Origin of the sequence: Salmonella sp. NW1250, assembly GCF_051812965.1 — a bacterium.
In the GTDB taxonomy this organism is placed as follows: Bacteria; Pseudomonadota; Gammaproteobacteria; order Enterobacterales; family Enterobacteriaceae; genus Salmonella; species Salmonella enterica.
The window spans coordinates 447,960-464,559 of record NZ_JAMNDD010000003.1; the positions used below are offsets into that span (position 1 = coordinate 447,960).

The 16,600-nt window shown below is 52.9% G+C and carries 14 protein-coding genes; all 14 read left to right on the plus strand.

Going from position 1 to position 16,600, the window contains the following annotated elements; genetic code table 11:
* Positions 1–10: 10 nt before the first annotated feature.
* Positions 11–727: a succinate dehydrogenase iron-sulfur subunit SdhB gene (gene sdhB / locus NBA72_RS07730; protein ID WP_001727709.1), complete on the plus strand. Its 717-nt coding sequence runs from the start codon at positions 11–13 to the stop codon at positions 725–727.
* Positions 728–1,250: 523 nt separating this feature from the next.
* The gene (gene sucA / locus NBA72_RS07735; protein ID WP_001181502.1) at positions 1,251–4,052 is read left to right on the plus strand and encodes a 2-oxoglutarate dehydrogenase E1 component; all 2,802 of its coding nucleotides are present in this window, start codon (positions 1,251–1,253) and stop codon (positions 4,050–4,052) included.
* Between the two features lie 14 nt (positions 4,053–4,066).
* Positions 4,067–5,275, plus strand: a complete 1,209-nt coding sequence (gene odhB / locus NBA72_RS07740) for a 2-oxoglutarate dehydrogenase complex dihydrolipoyllysine-residue succinyltransferase (protein ID WP_000099858.1) — start codon at positions 4,067–4,069, stop codon at positions 5,273–5,275.
* Between the two features lie 141 nt (positions 5,276–5,416).
* Positions 5,417–6,583, plus strand: coding sequence for an ADP-forming succinate--CoA ligase subunit beta (gene sucC, locus NBA72_RS07745; protein ID WP_001048590.1), 1,167 nt, complete (start codon positions 5,417–5,419; stop codon positions 6,581–6,583).
* The gene (gene sucD / locus NBA72_RS07750; protein WP_000114631.1) at positions 6,583–7,452 is read left to right on the plus strand and encodes a succinate--CoA ligase subunit alpha; all 870 of its coding nucleotides are present in this window, start codon (positions 6,583–6,585) and stop codon (positions 7,450–7,452) included. Before sucC ends, sucD begins: the two co-directional genes overlap by 1 nt.
* A gap of 1,582 nt (positions 7,453–9,034) precedes the next feature.
* The gene (gene cydA, locus NBA72_RS07755; protein WP_000884369.1) at positions 9,035–10,603 is read left to right on the plus strand and encodes a cytochrome ubiquinol oxidase subunit I; all 1,569 of its coding nucleotides are present in this window, start codon (positions 9,035–9,037) and stop codon (positions 10,601–10,603) included.
* A gap of 15 nt (positions 10,604–10,618) precedes the next feature.
* Complete coding sequence (gene cydB / locus NBA72_RS07760; protein ID WP_000568258.1) at positions 10,619–11,758, plus strand: cytochrome d ubiquinol oxidase subunit II; 1,140 nt, start codon at positions 10,619–10,621, stop codon at positions 11,756–11,758.
* A gap of 14 nt (positions 11,759–11,772) precedes the next feature.
* Entirely contained in the window at positions 11,773–11,886 is a 114-nt protein-coding gene (gene cydX / locus NBA72_RS07765) for a cytochrome bd-I oxidase subunit CydX (RefSeq protein WP_000270278.1), read from the plus strand.
* Positions 11,886–12,179, plus strand: coding sequence for a cyd operon protein YbgE (gene ybgE, locus NBA72_RS07770; RefSeq protein ID WP_000148790.1), 294 nt, complete (start codon positions 11,886–11,888; stop codon positions 12,177–12,179). The genes cydX and ybgE overlap by 1 nt, the downstream gene beginning before the upstream one ends.
* Positions 12,180–12,407: 228 nt before the next feature.
* Entirely contained in the window at positions 12,408–12,812 is a 405-nt protein-coding gene (gene ybgC, locus NBA72_RS07775) for a tol-pal system-associated acyl-CoA thioesterase (RefSeq protein WP_001046240.1), read from the plus strand.
* Entirely contained in the window at positions 12,809–13,501 is a 693-nt protein-coding gene (gene tolQ, locus NBA72_RS07780; protein ID WP_000131318.1) for a Tol-Pal system protein TolQ, read from the plus strand. The genes ybgC and tolQ overlap by 4 nt, the downstream gene beginning before the upstream one ends.
* Before the next feature lie 3 nt (positions 13,502–13,504).
* Positions 13,505–13,933 (plus strand): colicin uptake protein TolR, encoded by a 429-nt coding sequence (gene tolR / locus NBA72_RS07785; RefSeq protein ID WP_000124676.1) that lies wholly within the window; start codon positions 13,505–13,507, stop codon positions 13,931–13,933.
* A gap of 64 nt (positions 13,934–13,997) precedes the next feature.
* Positions 13,998–15,170 (plus strand): cell envelope integrity protein TolA, encoded by a 1,173-nt coding sequence (tolA, locus tag NBA72_RS07790; RefSeq protein ID WP_042947989.1) that lies wholly within the window; start codon positions 13,998–14,000, stop codon positions 15,168–15,170.
* Positions 15,171–15,293: 123 nt separating this feature from the next.
* Positions 15,294–16,586 carry a Tol-Pal system beta propeller repeat protein TolB gene (gene tolB / locus NBA72_RS07795; protein ID WP_001562341.1) on the plus strand — a complete coding sequence of 431 codons (1,293 nt, stop codon included), beginning with the start codon at positions 15,294–15,296 and terminating at the stop codon, positions 16,584–16,586.
* Positions 16,587–16,600 lie beyond the last annotated feature (14 nt).

The window sequence follows — 16,600 nt, forward strand, 5'->3', positions numbered from 1 at the left end:
AGACAGGATGATGAAACTCGAATTTTCGATTTATCGTTATAACCCGGATGTCGATAACGCTCCGCGTATGCAGGATTACACCCTGGAAGGCGAAGAAGGGCGCGACATGATGCTGCTGGATGCGTTAATCCAGCTTAAAGAAAAAGATCCCAGCCTTTCTTTCCGCCGTTCCTGCCGCGAAGGCGTGTGTGGTTCTGATGGTTTGAATATGAACGGTAAGAATGGTCTGGCCTGTATTACCCCTATTTCGGCGCTGAACCAGCCGGGTAAGAAGATTGTGATTCGCCCGCTGCCCGGTTTGCCGGTGATCCGCGATTTGGTGGTAGACATGGGGCAATTCTACGCACAATATGAGAAGATTAAGCCTTACTTATTGAATAATGGGCAAAATCCACCGGCTCGTGAGCATCTGCAGATGCCGGAGCAGCGTGAAAAACTCGATGGGCTGTATGAATGTATTCTTTGCGCCTGTTGCTCAACATCCTGCCCGTCATTCTGGTGGAACCCGGATAAGTTTATCGGTCCGGCGGGGCTGCTCGCGGCGTATCGATTCCTGATCGATAGTCGTGATACCGAGACTGACAGTCGTCTGGAAGGGATGAGTGATGCATTCAGCGTATTCCGCTGTCACAGCATTATGAACTGCGTCAGTGTATGTCCTAAGGGACTGAACCCGACGCGCGCTATCGGCCATATTAAGTCGATGCTGTTGCAGCGTAGCGCATAAGTAGTTGTAGTAGTTGCCGGATGGCGACGTACCGTCTTATCCGGCCTACAGGCGCAATCCCGTAGGCCTGATAAGCGCAGCGCCATCAGGCAATAGAAGTGCAGGAAACCTCTAAAAACTGCCATATGATTAGTAATAATCGAGATGTTCAGAGCGAGACAAGGCGCGGTCTGAACGAATCTTCGGGAGCATAGTTAACTATGTGACCGGAGTGAGCGAAGGCCGCAACGCAGTCGTAGCCTGAACAGCGAAGATTATTAGACAGTTTTTAAAGGTTCCTTAGCGGACGCAGATGACACGACAGTCCGCAACAAGTGAACCCCGGCACGCATACGGCGTATGCGTGGTTAGTATCCACGGCGAAATACTCGTCATAGTTCACGTTGCATGTGCGTTGGCTGCACTTGCTCACCCCGGTCACTTACTGGATGTAAGCTCCCTGGGATTCGCAAGCTTGCCGCCTTCCTGAAACGTGACCTATTTAGAGTATTAAATAAGCAGAAAAGATGCTTAAGGGATCACGATGCAGAACAGCGCTTTGAAAGCCTGGTTGGACTCTTCTTACCTCTCTGGTTCGAATCAGAGCTGGATAGAACAGCTCTATGAAGACTTCTTAACCGATCCTGACTCGGTAGACGCTAACTGGCGTTTGACGTTCCAGCAGTTACCTGGTACCGGAGTCAAACCGGATCAACTCCATTCAAAAACACGTGAATATTTCCGGCGGCAGGCGTTGGCTGGCTCACGTCACTCTTCTACGATTTCCGACCCTGACACCAATGTGAAGCAGGTTAAAGTCCTGCAGCTTATCAACGCTTATCGTTTCCGTGGCCATCAGCATGCAAACCTCGATCCGCTGGGACTGTGGAAACAAGAACGCGTGGCGGATCTGGACCCTTCTTTCCATGATTTGACCGAGGCCGATTTCCAGGAAACCTTCAATGTCGGCTCCTTTGCCAGCGGCAAAGAGACGATGAAGCTGGGCGAGCTGCTCGACGCGCTCAAACAGACCTACTGCGGCCCGATTGGCGCTGAGTATATGCACATCACCAGCACCGAAGAGAAACGCTGGATCCAACAGCGCATCGAATCCGGTCGTGCGGCCTTTAGCGCTGACGAGAAAAAACGCTTCCTGAACGAGCTGACCGCTGCTGAAGGGCTGGAACGTTATCTGGGCGCCAAATTCCCGGGTGCGAAACGTTTCTCGCTCGAGGGGGGAGATGCGCTGATACCCATGCTGAAAGAGATGGTTCGCCATGCGGGTAACAGCGGCACTCGCGAAGTGGTGCTGGGGATGGCGCACCGCGGTCGCCTGAACGTGCTGATCAACGTACTGGGTAAAAAACCGCAGGATCTGTTCGACGAGTTTGCCGGTAAGCATAAAGAACATCTGGGTACCGGCGACGTGAAGTATCACATGGGCTTCTCGTCAGATATCGAAACCGAAGGCGGTCTGGTTCACCTGGCGCTGGCGTTTAACCCATCGCATCTGGAAATTGTGAGCCCGGTGGTGATGGGCTCCGTGCGCGCCCGTCTGGACAGACTGGACGAACCGAGCAGCAACAAAGTGTTGCCGATCACTATTCACGGCGACGCCGCGGTGACCGGCCAGGGCGTGGTTCAGGAAACCCTGAACATGTCGAAAGCGCGCGGTTACGAAGTGGGCGGTACGGTACGTATCGTTATCAACAACCAGGTGGGTTTCACCACCTCTAACCCACTGGATGCGCGTTCAACGCCTTACTGCACCGATATCGGTAAAATGGTCCAGGCGCCGATTTTCCACGTCAATGCGGACGATCCGGAAGCCGTCGCTTTTGTGACCCGTCTGGCGCTGGACTTCCGTAATACCTTTAAACGCGATGTGTTCATCGATCTGGTGTGCTACCGCCGTCACGGCCACAACGAAGCCGACGAGCCAAGCGCAACCCAGCCGCTGATGTACCAGAAAATTAAAAAGCATCCGACGCCGCGTAAAATCTACGCCGACAAGCTGGAAGCGGACAAAGTCGCGACGCTGGAAGATGCCACCGAAATGGTTAACCTCTATCGCGATGCGCTGGATGCAGGCGAATGCGTGGTGAAAGAGTGGCGTCCGATGAATATGCACTCGTTCACCTGGTCGCCGTATCTAAACCACGAATGGGATGAAGCATACCCGAACAAGGTAGAAATGAAGCGTCTGCAGGAGCTGGCAAAACGTATCAGCACCGTGCCGGAAGCCATTGAAATGCAGTCTCGCGTGGCGAAAATTTATGGCGACCGTCAGGCAATGGCGGCAGGCGAGAAATTGTTTGACTGGGGCGGTGCGGAAAATCTGGCTTACGCCACGCTGGTCGATGAAGGCATTCCGGTGCGCCTGTCCGGGGAAGACTCCGGTCGCGGCACCTTCTTCCATCGTCATGCGGTGATCCACAACCAGACGAACGGCTCAACGTATACGCCGTTGCAGCATATTCACAGCGGTCAGGGACAGTTTAAAGTCTGGGACTCCGTGCTGTCTGAAGAAGCGGTACTGGCTTTTGAATACGGTTATGCCACGGCGGAACCACGTACCCTGACTATCTGGGAAGCGCAGTTTGGCGATTTTGCCAACGGCGCGCAGGTAGTGATTGACCAGTTCATCTCCTCCGGCGAGCAGAAATGGGGCCGGATGTGCGGTCTGGTGATGCTGTTGCCGCACGGCTATGAAGGGCAGGGGCCGGAGCACTCTTCCGCGCGTCTGGAACGTTATCTGCAACTTTGCGCCGAGCAGAATATGCAGGTTTGCGTGCCGTCCACCCCGGCGCAGGTCTACCATATGCTGCGCCGTCAGGCGCTGCGCGGGATGCGTCGTCCGCTGGTGGTGATGTCGCCGAAATCGTTGCTGCGTCACCCGCTGGCGGTTTCCACGCTTGATGAACTGGCGAACGGTTCCTTCCAGCCGGCCATTGGCGAAATTGACGAGCTGGACCCTAAAGCCGTAAAACGCGTGGTAATGTGTTCTGGTAAGGTTTATTACGACCTGCTGGAACAACGGCGTAAAAACTCACAGAAAGATGTCGCTATCGTGCGCATCGAACAGCTCTATCCGTTCCCGCATAAAGCGGTGCAGGAAGCGCTGCAACCATACGCTCACGTCCATGATTTTGTCTGGTGCCAGGAAGAGCCGCTCAACCAGGGCGCATGGTACTGCAGTCAGCATCATTTCCGTGAAGTGATTCCGTTTGGGGCCGCTCTGCGTTACGCAGGTCGCCCGGCCTCCGCCTCTCCGGCGGTAGGGTATATGTCCGTTCACCAGAAACAGCAACAAGATCTGGTTAATGACGCGCTGAACGTCGATTAAATAAAGGATAAATAATGAGTAGCGTAGATATTCTTGTTCCCGACCTGCCTGAGTCCGTAGCGGACGCGACCGTCGCCACCTGGCATAAAAAACCGGGTGATGCGGTTGTTCGTGACGAAGTGCTGGTAGAAATCGAAACTGACAAAGTGGTACTGGAAGTACCGGCATCAGCGGACGGCATTCTGGATGCGGTTCTGGAAGAGGAGGGGACCACTGTCACCTCTCGCCAGATCCTGGGTCGCCTGCGTGAAGGCAACAGCGCGGGTAAAGAGACCAGCGCCAAATCTGAAGAGAAAGCGTCTACGCCGGCACAGCGCCAGCAGGCGTCGCTGGAAGAACAAAACAACGATGCGCTCAGCCCGGCGATCCGTCGCCTGCTGGCTGAACACAATCTGGAAGCCAGCGCCATTAAAGGCACTGGTGTGGGTGGGCGTCTGACCCGTGAAGATGTGGAAAAACATCTGGCGAAAGGCGAGTCTAAAGCACCCGCTGTTGAACCTGCAGCACAACCCGCTCTGGGCGCGCGCGGCGAAAAACGCGTGCCAATGACCCGCCTGCGTAAGCGCGTGGCCGAGCGTCTGCTGGAAGCGAAAAATTCCACCGCCATGCTGACGACCTTCAATGAAGTCAACATGAAGCCGATTATGGATTTGCGTAAGCAGTATGGCGAAGTGTTTGAAAAACGTCATGGTATCCGCCTGGGCTTTATGTCCTTCTACGTGAAAGCGGTAGTGGAAGCGCTGAAGCGTTATCCGGAAGTGAACGCCTCTATCGACGGCGATGACGTGGTGTATCACAACTACTTTGATGTGAGCATGGCGGTGTCTACGCCGCGTGGCCTGGTCACGCCGGTCCTGCGTGACGTGGATACGCTGGGCATGGCTGACATCGAGAAAAAAATTAAAGAACTGGCTGTCAAAGGCCGCGACGGCAAGCTGACCGTAGAAGACCTGACCGGTGGTAACTTTACCATTACCAACGGCGGCGTATTCGGTTCGCTGATGTCTACCCCGATCATCAACCCGCCGCAGAGCGCGATTCTGGGAATGCATGCTATTAAAGACAGGCCGATGGCGGTGGATGGCAAGGTAGAAATCCTGCCGATGATGTACCTGGCGCTCTCTTACGATCATCGCCTGATCGATGGTCGTGAATCCGTGGGCTTCCTGGTCACCATCAAAGAGTTGCTGGAAGATCCGACCCGTCTGCTGTTGGACGTGTAGTCAGCAAGAGCATCACCTGCTACCTGTAGGCCGGATAAGGCGTTCACGCCGCCATCCGGCGATGGTGTAATGCCTGATGGCGCGCAGCTTTCAGGCCTACAGGTCTAAAGATAACGATTACCTGAAGGATGGACAGAACACATGAACTTACATGAATATCAGGCAAAACAACTTTTTGCCCGCTATGGCTTACCGGCGCCGGTGGGTTATGCCTGTACTACTCCGCGTGAAGCCGAAGAAGCCGCGTCTAAAATCGGTGCCGGCCCGTGGGTAGTGAAATGTCAGGTTCACGCTGGCGGCCGCGGCAAAGCGGGCGGTGTGAAGGTAGTAAAAAGCAAAGAAGAGATTCGCGCCTTCGCGGAAAACTGGCTGGGCAAACGTCTGGTGACCTATCAAACAGACGCTAATGGCCAACCGGTAAACCAGATTCTGGTTGAAGCGGCGACCGACATCGGCAAAGAACTGTACCTCGGCGCGGTAGTTGACCGTAGTTCTCGTCGCGTGGTCTTTATGGCGTCTACCGAAGGCGGCGTAGAGATCGAAAAAGTCGCGGAGGAAACCCCGCATCTGATCCATAAAGTCGCGCTCGATCCGCTGACCGGCCCGATGCCGTATCAGGGACGGGAACTGGCGTTCAAATTGGGTCTGGAAGGTAAACTGGTGCAGCAGTTCACCAAAATCTTTATGGGCCTGGCAACCATTTTCCTTGAGCGCGACCTGGCGCTAATCGAAATTAATCCGCTGGTGATCACTAAGCAGGGCGATCTGATTTGCCTCGACGGCAAGCTGGGCGCTGACGGCAACGCGCTGTTCCGCCAGCCGGATCTGCGTGAAATGCGTGACCAGTCTCAGGAAGACCCGCGTGAAGCGCAGGCAGCGCAGTGGGAACTGAACTACGTCGCGCTGGACGGCAACATCGGTTGCATGGTGAACGGCGCGGGTCTGGCGATGGGCACCATGGACATCGTTAAGCTGCATGGCGGCGAACCGGCTAACTTCCTTGACGTGGGCGGCGGCGCAACCAAAGAGCGCGTCACCGAAGCGTTTAAAATTATCCTCTCGGATGACAACGTGAAAGCGGTTCTGGTTAACATCTTCGGCGGTATCGTCCGTTGTGACCTGATTGCCGACGGTATCATCGGCGCGGTGGAAGAAGTGGGCGTGAACGTTCCGGTGGTGGTGCGTCTGGAAGGCAACAACGCCGAACTCGGCGCGAAGAAACTGGCTGACAGTGGCCTGAATATTATTGCAGCGAAAAGTCTGACGGATGCAGCTCAGCAGGTTGTTGCCGCAGTGGAGGGGAAATAATGTCCGTTTTAATTAATAAAGATACCAAGGTTATCTGCCAGGGCTTCACCGGTAGCCAGGGGACTTTCCACTCCGAACAGGCGATTGCTTACGGTACGCAGATGGTGGGCGGCGTAACGCCGGGCAAAGGCGGCACCACGCATCTGGGTCTGCCGGTGTTCAACACCGTGCGCGAAGCGGTAGAAGCTACCGGTGCGACCGCATCCGTTATCTACGTCCCGGCGCCGTTCTGCAAAGACTCCATTCTGGAAGCGATCGACGCAGGCATCAAACTGATTATCACCATCACCGAAGGTATTCCGACGCTGGATATGCTGACCGTGAAAGTGAAGCTGGACGAAGCGGGCGTACGCATGATCGGCCCGAACTGCCCAGGTGTGATCACCCCGGGCGAATGCAAAATCGGCATCATGCCGGGTCACATTCATAAGCCGGGTAAAGTGGGTATCGTTTCCCGTTCCGGCACGCTGACCTACGAAGCGGTTAAGCAGACCACCGACTACGGTTTCGGCCAGTCCACCTGCGTGGGTATCGGCGGCGACCCGATTCCGGGCTCTAACTTTATCGATATCCTGAAACTGTTCCAGGAAGATCCGCAGACTGAAGCGATCGTGATGATCGGTGAGATCGGCGGTAGTGCAGAAGAAGAAGCGGCGGCTTATATTAAAGACCACGTGACCAAGCCGGTTGTTGGCTATATCGCGGGTGTTACCGCGCCGAAAGGCAAGCGTATGGGCCACGCTGGCGCCATCATTGCCGGTGGTAAAGGCACTGCGGATGAAAAATTCGCCGCGCTGGAAGCCGCGGGCGTGAAAACCGTTCGCAGCCTGGCCGATATCGGCGAAGCGCTGAAAGCAATTATAAAATAAAACTCGCTGTTCCTGCGGGAACAGATAAATGTCCGTTTTCGACATGGTTGGCCACCTTTACGGTGGCCTTTTTTATGGCTTTATTGTTTGTGGCAAAGTACGGGTGAAGCATCCGGGATATAAAATTATTGGCTTTGTAAATATTGAGCTATAGGAAAATGATGCCTCAGTAAAAAAACATGGTGGAGTCTAAAAATAATTGATAATAACCGTCTGGCAGCGGCAGTAAATTTACTCAGTTTGCTGGTTAACTCTTTTGCAGCAAATACAGATGCTGTCTTAGTGAAATACCTGCCGACCTCACTGGAGACGGATTATGCGCTTTCCGCCATGAAAAAAACGCATCGCAGCATTACACTATGTTGACGCTAACCTCTATAGTAAATTGACGCTTGACTCTGTGGCCGCGCATGTTTGCCTGAGCGCGAACTACATGTCTCCTCAGATGTATCGCGCTTACACAGACTGCTTGTTTAATGGCAGAATAAAACAGCTATTTTAATCATAAGAGTACCGACATTATTTCCCTGAAGTATTAAAGATATCGTTTAATAAATTATATGAACTTTTGCTGGTTAAAAGAGGTTAACTTTAAAAATTATTAAGAACTTATTGACACTATTCGTTCGTGATTAATCATGTTTAAAGGGTATTTATGGCTGCGAATAAACAGAATTATCACTATGAGTGACGTAGAAATTGAGGGTAAATCTGTGAAGGTGATAACAGAATCTTCGCTATAATAATTATAGAGAGGTAAAAACGGTGTTATTGAAATAAAGAGAAAGTAGCGAATAAAATGTTTGTTTCTGGCTATCTGGAAAGCTTATTAGCGATAATTAAGGCGATAACCTGGCAAGATGATCCTGGCCGTTAGTCGTCGGGAAAGGGAAGTTGGGGCAGGGTAATCCCGGTGGGATGATGGCGCGTGTGCAATGAGATAGTTTCTTTGCGGTGTTAATTATAAGTAAAATAAAAATAGACTAAATGTATAAAATAATAAGTGTTGATAACCTACAGAAAAAATCTGTGAGCTATTTAGCAATAATTGAACATCAATGTGGAATGTTTTTTACGGGATGCGGGGCAGTAAAAAACGCACAAAATGTTTAGCCTTACCGAATAAGCCTCTTTTTACAGGGAGTTTGAAATTACCCTTTGCAAAAACAAAAAGTTAACAAAAAATTCACCATGCATTCAATGAATAAACATTATTAACATTAACTTCAAAAATTGATTTTAATCAATATTTAAATGTTGGAAAAGAGCATCAAAACTGGTTAAATTGTCCGTGATCAAATTCCCTGAAAAGCGATAGATTAGCCATAAATTGATCGCTGTCGAAAAAAGCAAATCTGACCCACTAAAAACCTGTTTATTGTAAGGGTTTTACGGCGTAATATATTTGCGGGATCAATTTGGGTTTTTTATTAACATGTTTGTAACTTTTCATCATTACTGTTTCCTTCCCGAGGGGATAGTACGATGAGAGGCCGCAAATAAATTTGTATTGGGGCATGCGTGTGACCCTTTCTAACGGGGTTCACTCTCGGAGTCTTCATGCGATGAGCAAGGAGTCATGATGTTAGATATAGTCGAACTGTCGCGCTTACAGTTTGCCTTGACCGCGATGTACCACTTCCTGTTTGTGCCGCTAACGCTCGGTATGGCGTTCCTGCTGGCCATTATGGAAACGGTATACGTCCTTTCCGGCAAACAGATTTATAAAGATATGACCAAGTTCTGGGGCAAGTTGTTTGGTATCAACTTTGCTCTGGGTGTGGCTACCGGTTTGACCATGGAGTTCCAGTTCGGGACAAACTGGTCGTACTACTCCCACTATGTTGGGGACATCTTCGGTGCGCCGCTGGCCATCGAAGGTTTGATGGCCTTCTTCCTCGAATCCACCTTTGTAGGTCTGTTCTTCTTCGGCTGGGATCGTCTGAGTAAAGTTCAGCATATGTGCGTCACCTGGCTGGTGGCTCTGGGGTCCAACCTCTCCGCGTTGTGGATTCTGGTAGCGAACGGCTGGATGCAAAACCCAATCGCTGCGGATTTCAATTTCGAAACCATGCGTATGGAAATGGTGAGCTTCTCTGAACTGGTGCTGAACCCGGTAGCACAGGTGAAATTTGTTCACACTGTGGCGTCCGGCTATGTCACCGGCGCGATGTTCATCCTCGGTATCAGCGCTTACTACATGCTGAAAGGTCGTGACTTCGCCTTTGCTAAACGCTCCTTTGCTATTGCCGCCAGCTTCGGTATGGCTGCCGTACTGTCCGTTATCGTACTCGGTGACGAATCCGGTTACGAAATGGGCGACGTGCAGAAAACCAAGCTCGCTGCGATTGAAGCTGAATGGGAAACGCAACCTGCTCCGGCCTCCTTTACCCTGTTCGGCATTCCTGACCAGGACAAACAGGAAAACCATCTGGCGATTCAGATCCCTTATGCGCTCGGCATTATCGCTACGCGTTCCGTGGACACGCCGGTTATTGGTCTGAAAGATCTCATGGTTCAGCATGAAGAGCGTATCCGTAACGGGATGAAAGCCTATGAACTGCTGGAGCAGCTGCGCGCCGGTTCTACCGACCAGGCCGTTCGCGACCAGTTTAACAGCATGAAGAAAGATCTCGGTTACGGCCTGCTGCTGAAACGCTATACGCCTAATGTGACTGACGCGACCGAAGCGCAGATCCAGCAAGCGACGAAAGATTCCATTCCTCGCGTTGCGCCGCTGTACTTCGCTTTCCGTATCATGGTGGCGTGCGGCTTCCTGCTGCTGGCGATCATCGCACTTTCCTTCTGGAGCGTGATTCGTAACCGCATCGGTGAGAAAAAATGGCTGTTGCGCGCGGCGCTGTACGGTATTCCACTGCCGTGGATTGCGGTTGAAGCAGGTTGGTTCGTCGCCGAATATGGTCGTCAGCCGTGGGCGATCGGCGAAGTGTTGCCGACAGCCGTGGCGAACTCATCGCTGACCGTGGGCGATCTGCTGTTCTCCATGTTCCTGATTTGCGGCCTGTATACCCTGTTCCTGGTGGCAGAATTGTTCCTGATGTTCAAATTTGCACGCCTTGGCCCAAGCAGCCTGAAAACCGGTCGCTATCACTTTGAGCAGTCCACCGTGACTTCTCAGCCGGCACGCTAAGACAGGAGTCGTCAAATGATCGATTATGAAGTACTACGTTTTATCTGGTGGCTGCTGGTTGGCATTTTGCTAATTGGTTTCGCCGTCACCGATGGGTTCGACATGGGGGTGGGGATGCTCACCCGTTTCCTCGGTCGTAACGACACCGAACGTCGAATTATGATTAACTCTATCGCCCCACACTGGGACGGTAACCAGGTGTGGTTGATCACCGCGGGCGGTGCGTTGTTTGCTGCCTGGCCGATGGTTTACGCCGCGGCGTTCTCCGGTTTCTATGTAGCGATGATCCTGGTGCTGGCGTCTTTGTTCTTCCGTCCGGTCGGTTTTGATTACCGTTCCAAGATTGAAGACCCGCGCTGGCGCAACATGTGGGACTGGGGCGTGTTCATCGGTAGCTTTGTGCCGCCGCTGGTGATTGGCGTGGCCTTTGGCAACCTGTTGCAGGGCGTACCGTTCCACGTGGATGAGTATCTGCGTCTGTACTACACCGGTAACTTCTTCCAGTTGCTGAACCCGTTTGGTCTGCTGGCGGGTATCGTAAGCGTAGGGATGATCATCACGCAGGGGGCTACTTACCTGCAAATGCGCACCGTTGGCGAACTGCACCTGCGCGCGCGCGCCACCTCGCAGATTGCGGCGCTGGTGACATTAGTGTGCTTTGCGCTGGCGGGCGTTTGGGTAATGTATGGTATTGATGGTTATGTCGTGACATCCGCGATTGACCATCATGCCGCCTCTAACCCGCTGACTAAAGAAGTGGCGCGTGAAGCTGGCGCCTGGCTGGTGAACTTTAATAATGCTCCGATCCTGTGGTTGGTTCCGGCTCTGGGCGTGGTTCTGCCGCTGCTGACTATCCTGACTTCCCGTATGGAGAAAGGCGCGTGGGCATTCCTGTTCTCTTCGCTGACCCTGGCCTGCATTATTCTGACGGCGGGTATCGCTATGTTCCCATTTGTGATGCCGTCCAGCACGATGATGAATGCCAGCCTGACCATGTGGGATGCGACATCCAGCCAGATGACGCTGAACCTGATGACCTGGGTTGCGGCGGTGTTCGTACCGATCATTCTGATCTACACCAGCTGGTGTTACTGGAAAATGTTCGGTCGTATCACTAAAGAACATATTGAAAGCAACACCCACTCTCTGTACTAAGTAAGGAGCTTAAAATGTGGTATTTCGCATGGATTCTGGGAACGCTTCTTGCCTGTGCATTCGGGATCATTACCGCCCTGGCGCTTGAGCACGTTGAAGCGGGTAAAACCGGTCAAGAAGAAAGCTAATGACCCATATTATCGCAAAACTGTATGCGGTAATGGACAAGCGCCCCTTAAGGGCGCTTTCCTTCGTGATGGCGATAGTGCTGGCAGGATGTATGTTCTGGGACCCGTCACGGTTTGCCGCCAGGACCAGCACGCTTGAAATCTGGCACGGATTATTGCTGATGTGGGCGGTTTGCGCAGGCATAATCCACGGCGTGGGTTTTCGCCCTGAATCCGTACACTGGCAAGGGATTTTTTGTCCGCTCCTTGCGGATATCGTCCTTATCGTCGGCCTGATTTTCTTCTTCTTGTGAATAAGAAACCTCCTTAAAAATATAGGGGCTTGCATAAGCCCATATATTTTTACTCTCCCTTAACTTCCCCCCATTCCCAAGCCTCATTCCCACGCGTATAGTAGCAACGTTTAAAAGCTCTACTTTTGTTGCATTACCGGGATGTAAAGTGAATACAAGGCGATATACAACGGCATTCTTGAGGCATTACGGCGGCAAGCGGATGACGCCAACAAAGAGGCTGCAGGGATGAATAAGTATATGTTTCGATGGCCAATTCGAGTTTATTACGAAGACACGGACGCCGGCGGTGTGGTTTATCACGCCAGCTATGTCGCTTTTTATGAAAGAGCGCGCACGGAGATGCTGCGTCACCATCACTTCAGCCAACAGGTGCTGCTGGCGGAGCGGGTCGCCTTTGTGGTGCGCAAGATGACGCTGGAATACTATGCGCCTGCGCGGCTCGACGATATGCTTGAAGTTCAAACAGAAATTACGTCAATGCGTGGCACCGCTTTGGTTTTCACGCAACGCATTGTCAACGCAGAGAACACGCTGCTAAATGAAGCAGAGGTTCTGATTGTTTGCGTTGATCCACTCAAAATGAAGCCTCGTGCGCTTCCTAAGTCTATTGTCGCGGAGTTTAAGCAGTGACTGACATGAATATCCTTGATTTGTTCCTGAAGGCAAGCCTTCTGGTTAAACTTATCATGTTGATTTTGATTGGTTTTTCAATAGCATCCTGGGCCATCATTATCCAGCGAACGCGTATCCTGAACGCCGCTGCGCGTGAGGCGGAAGCGTTTGAAGATAAATTCTGGTCCGGAATCGAACTATCGCGTCTGTACCAGGAAAGCCAGGGGAGACGCGATAGCCTGTCGGGCTCGGAACAAATTTTTTATAGCGGGTTCAAAGAGTTTGTCCGGCTCCATCGCGCCAACAGCCATGCGCCGGAGGCAGTGGTAGAGGGGGCGTCGCGTGCGATGCGCATCTCCATGAACCGAGAGCTGGAAACGCTGGAAACGCATATCCCGTTTCTTGGCACGGTAGGCTCTATCAGTCCTTATATCGGTCTGTTTGGCACCGTATGGGGGATTATGCATGCGTTTATCGCCCTGGGCGCGGTAAAACAGGCGACTCTGCAAATGGTTGCGCCGGGTATTGCCGAAGCATTGATTGCCACGGCGATTGGTCTGTTTGCCGCTATCCCTGCGGTTATGGCTTACAACCGACTGAATCAGCGCGTGAACAAGCTGGAACTGAATTACGACAACTTTATGGAAGAGTTCACCGCGATTCTGCACCGCCAGGCGTTTACCGTAAGCGAAAGCAACAAGGGGTAAGCCATGGCCAGAACGCGTGGACGAGGTCGTCGCGAACTTAAGTCCGAAATCAATATTGTACCGCTGCTCGACGTACTGTTGGTGCTGCTGCTGATCTTTATGGCAACCGCGCCGATCATTACCCAGAGCGTGGAAGTCGACTTACCGGAGGCGAATCAGTCGCAGGCGGTCAGTAGTAACGACGATCCACCGGTCATTATTGAGGTTTCCGGAGTAGGGCAATACAGCGTAGTGGTTGATAAAGATCGAATGGATCAACTGCCGTCTGAACAGGTGATCGCAGAAGTAAAGCGTCATCTGCAGGCTAATCCGAAAACAGTCTTTTTAATCGGCGGCGCGAAAGAGGTGCCGTACGATGAAATAATTAAAGCGCTGAACTTGTTACACAGCGCGGGCGTAAAATCGGTTGGCTTAATGACGCAGCCAATCTGAAGTCTGCGTCCCGTTGGCTTGAAAGACGGCGAGTAACAGGCGAACAGTTTTTTGGGAACCGAGAGTGTCAAAGGCAACCGAACAAAACGACAAGCTCAAACGGGCGATAATTATTTCAGCCGTGCTGCATATCATCTTATTTGCAGTGCTGATCTGGAGTTCGTTTGATGAGCATATAGAGGCTTCTGCCGGCGGCGGCGGTGGTTCCGCTATCGACGCGGTGATGGTCGATCCTGGCGCCGTTGTGCAGCAGTACAACCGTCAGCAGGATCAACAGGCCAGCGCCAGACGCGCGGAAGAAGAGCGTAAAAAGCTGCAACAGCAGCAAGCAGAGGAGCTGCAGCAGAAGCAGGTTGCTGAACAGGAGCGGTTGAAACAACTTGAGAAAGAACGTTTAGCGGCTCAGGAGCAGCAAAAGCAGGCTGAAGAAGCGGCAAAACTGGCGCAACAGCAGCAGCAACAGGCCGAAGAAGCGGCGAAAGCGGCGGCGGACGCGAAGAAAAAAGCGGAGGCCGAAGCGGCGAAAGCGGCGGCGGACGCGAAGAAGAAAGCGGAAGCCGAAGCGGCGAAAGCGGCGGCGGACGCGAAGAAGAAAGCGGAAGCCGAAGCGGCGAAAGCAGCGGCGGACGCGAAGAAGAAAGCGGAAGCCGAAGCGGCGAAAGCAGCGGCGGAGGCGAAGAAGAAAGCGGAAGCCGAAGCGGCGAAAGCTGCGGCGGAGGCGAAGAAGAAAGCGGATGCCGAGGCGGCGAAAGCGGCGGCGAAGAAGAAAGCGGATGCCGAGGCGTCGAAAGCAGCGGCGGACGCTAAGAAGAAAGCGGCTGCCGAAAAAGCGGCCGCCGCAGAAGGCGTCGACGATCTGCTTGGCGATCTCAGCTCGGGTAAGAATGCGCCGAAAACCGGCGGCGGCGCGAAAGGGAATGGTCAGCCATCGAAAGATAGCGGTACATCGGGCGCTAACGGTGGGACGACAGGCGCTGATATCAGCGCCTACGCGAAACAGATTCAGGTCGCCATTCAGAGCCGTCTGTATGATGCGAGCCTGTATCAGGGCAAACAATGTGTCTTGCATATTAGCCTGGCGCCGGATGGCTCATTAAAAAGCATTACGTCTGAGGGCGGCGATCCGGCGCTTTGTCAGGCGGCGTTAATGGCGGCAAAAACCGCGAAAATTCCTAAACCGCCAAGCCAGGCTGTTTATGAGAAAATAAAGGATGCCAAACTAGACTTTAAACTGTAGATACTTTTCTTTATGGAAGTTGGAGCGGTTGAGTTGTTACTGGTCCTGGTGGTTTTGTGTATTTGAGTTTGTTAACATTCTGCTAAATTATCGTGGGTCGCAGGCCCAGGTATGGGAGATATGATGAAGCAGGCATTACGAGTAGCATTTGGTTTTCTGATGCTGTGGGCGGCGGTGCTGCACGCAGAAGTCCGTATCGAGATCACCCAGGGGGTGGACTCGGCGCGACCGATTGGCGTTGTGCCTTTTAAATGGGCCGGGCCGGGCGCTGCGCCTGAAGATATCGGCGGCATCGTGGCGGCAGATTTACGCAACAGCGGTAAATTTAATCCGTTAGACCGGTCCCGACTGCCGCAGCAGCCAGCCACCGCTCAGGAAGTTCAGCCTACCGCATGGTCTGCGCTGGGTATTGATGCTGTCGTTGTTGGACAGGTCACGCCGAATCCGGACGGTTCCTACAATGTTGCTTATCAGCTGGTTGACACTGGCGGCGCGCCGGGGACTGTACTGGCGCAAAACTCTTATAAAGTGAACAAGCAGTGGCTGCGTTATGCAGGCCACACCGCCAGTGACGAAGTCTTTGAAAAACTGACGGGCATTAAGGGCGCGTTCCGTACTCGTATCGCCTATGTGGTACAGACTAACGGCGGTCAGTTCCCGTATGAACTGCGTGTGTCGGATTACGATGGCTACAATCAGTTCGTAGTGCACCGTTCTCCGCAGCCGCTGATGTCTCCGGCGTGGTCTCCGGACGGCTCAAAACTGGCTTACGTGACATTTGAAAGCGGTCGCTCCGCGCTGGTTATCCAGACGCTGGCAAACGGCGCAGTGCGTCAGGTTGCGTCCTTCCCGCGTCACAACGGCGCGCCGGCCTTCTCGCCGGATGGGACGAAACTGGCGTTCGCGTTATCGAAAACCGGAAGTCTGAACCTGTACGTTATGGATCTCGCCTCCGGCCAGATTCGTCAGATAACGGACGGGCGTAGCAACAATACGGAGCCGACCTGGTTCCCGGACAGCCAGACTCTGGCCTTTACTTCTGACCAGGCTGGACGTCCGCAAGTGTATAAAATGAACATTAACGGCGGTGCGGCGCAGCGTATTACCTGGGAAGGTTCGCAAAACCAGGATGCGGATGTCAGCAGCGACGGTAAATTTATGGTAATGGTAAGCTCAAATAACGGGCAGCAGCACATTGCCAAACAAGATCTGGTGACGGGTGGCGTACAGGTTCTGTCGTCAACGTTCCTGGATGAAACGCCAAGTCTGGCACCTAACGGCACGATGGTAATCTACAGCTCTTCTCAGGGGATGGGATCTGTGCTGAATTTGGTTTCTACAGATGGGCGTTTCAAAGCGCGTCTTCCGGCAACTGATGGTCAGGTGAAATCGCCTGCCTGGTCGCCGTATCTGTGATAATAATTAATTGA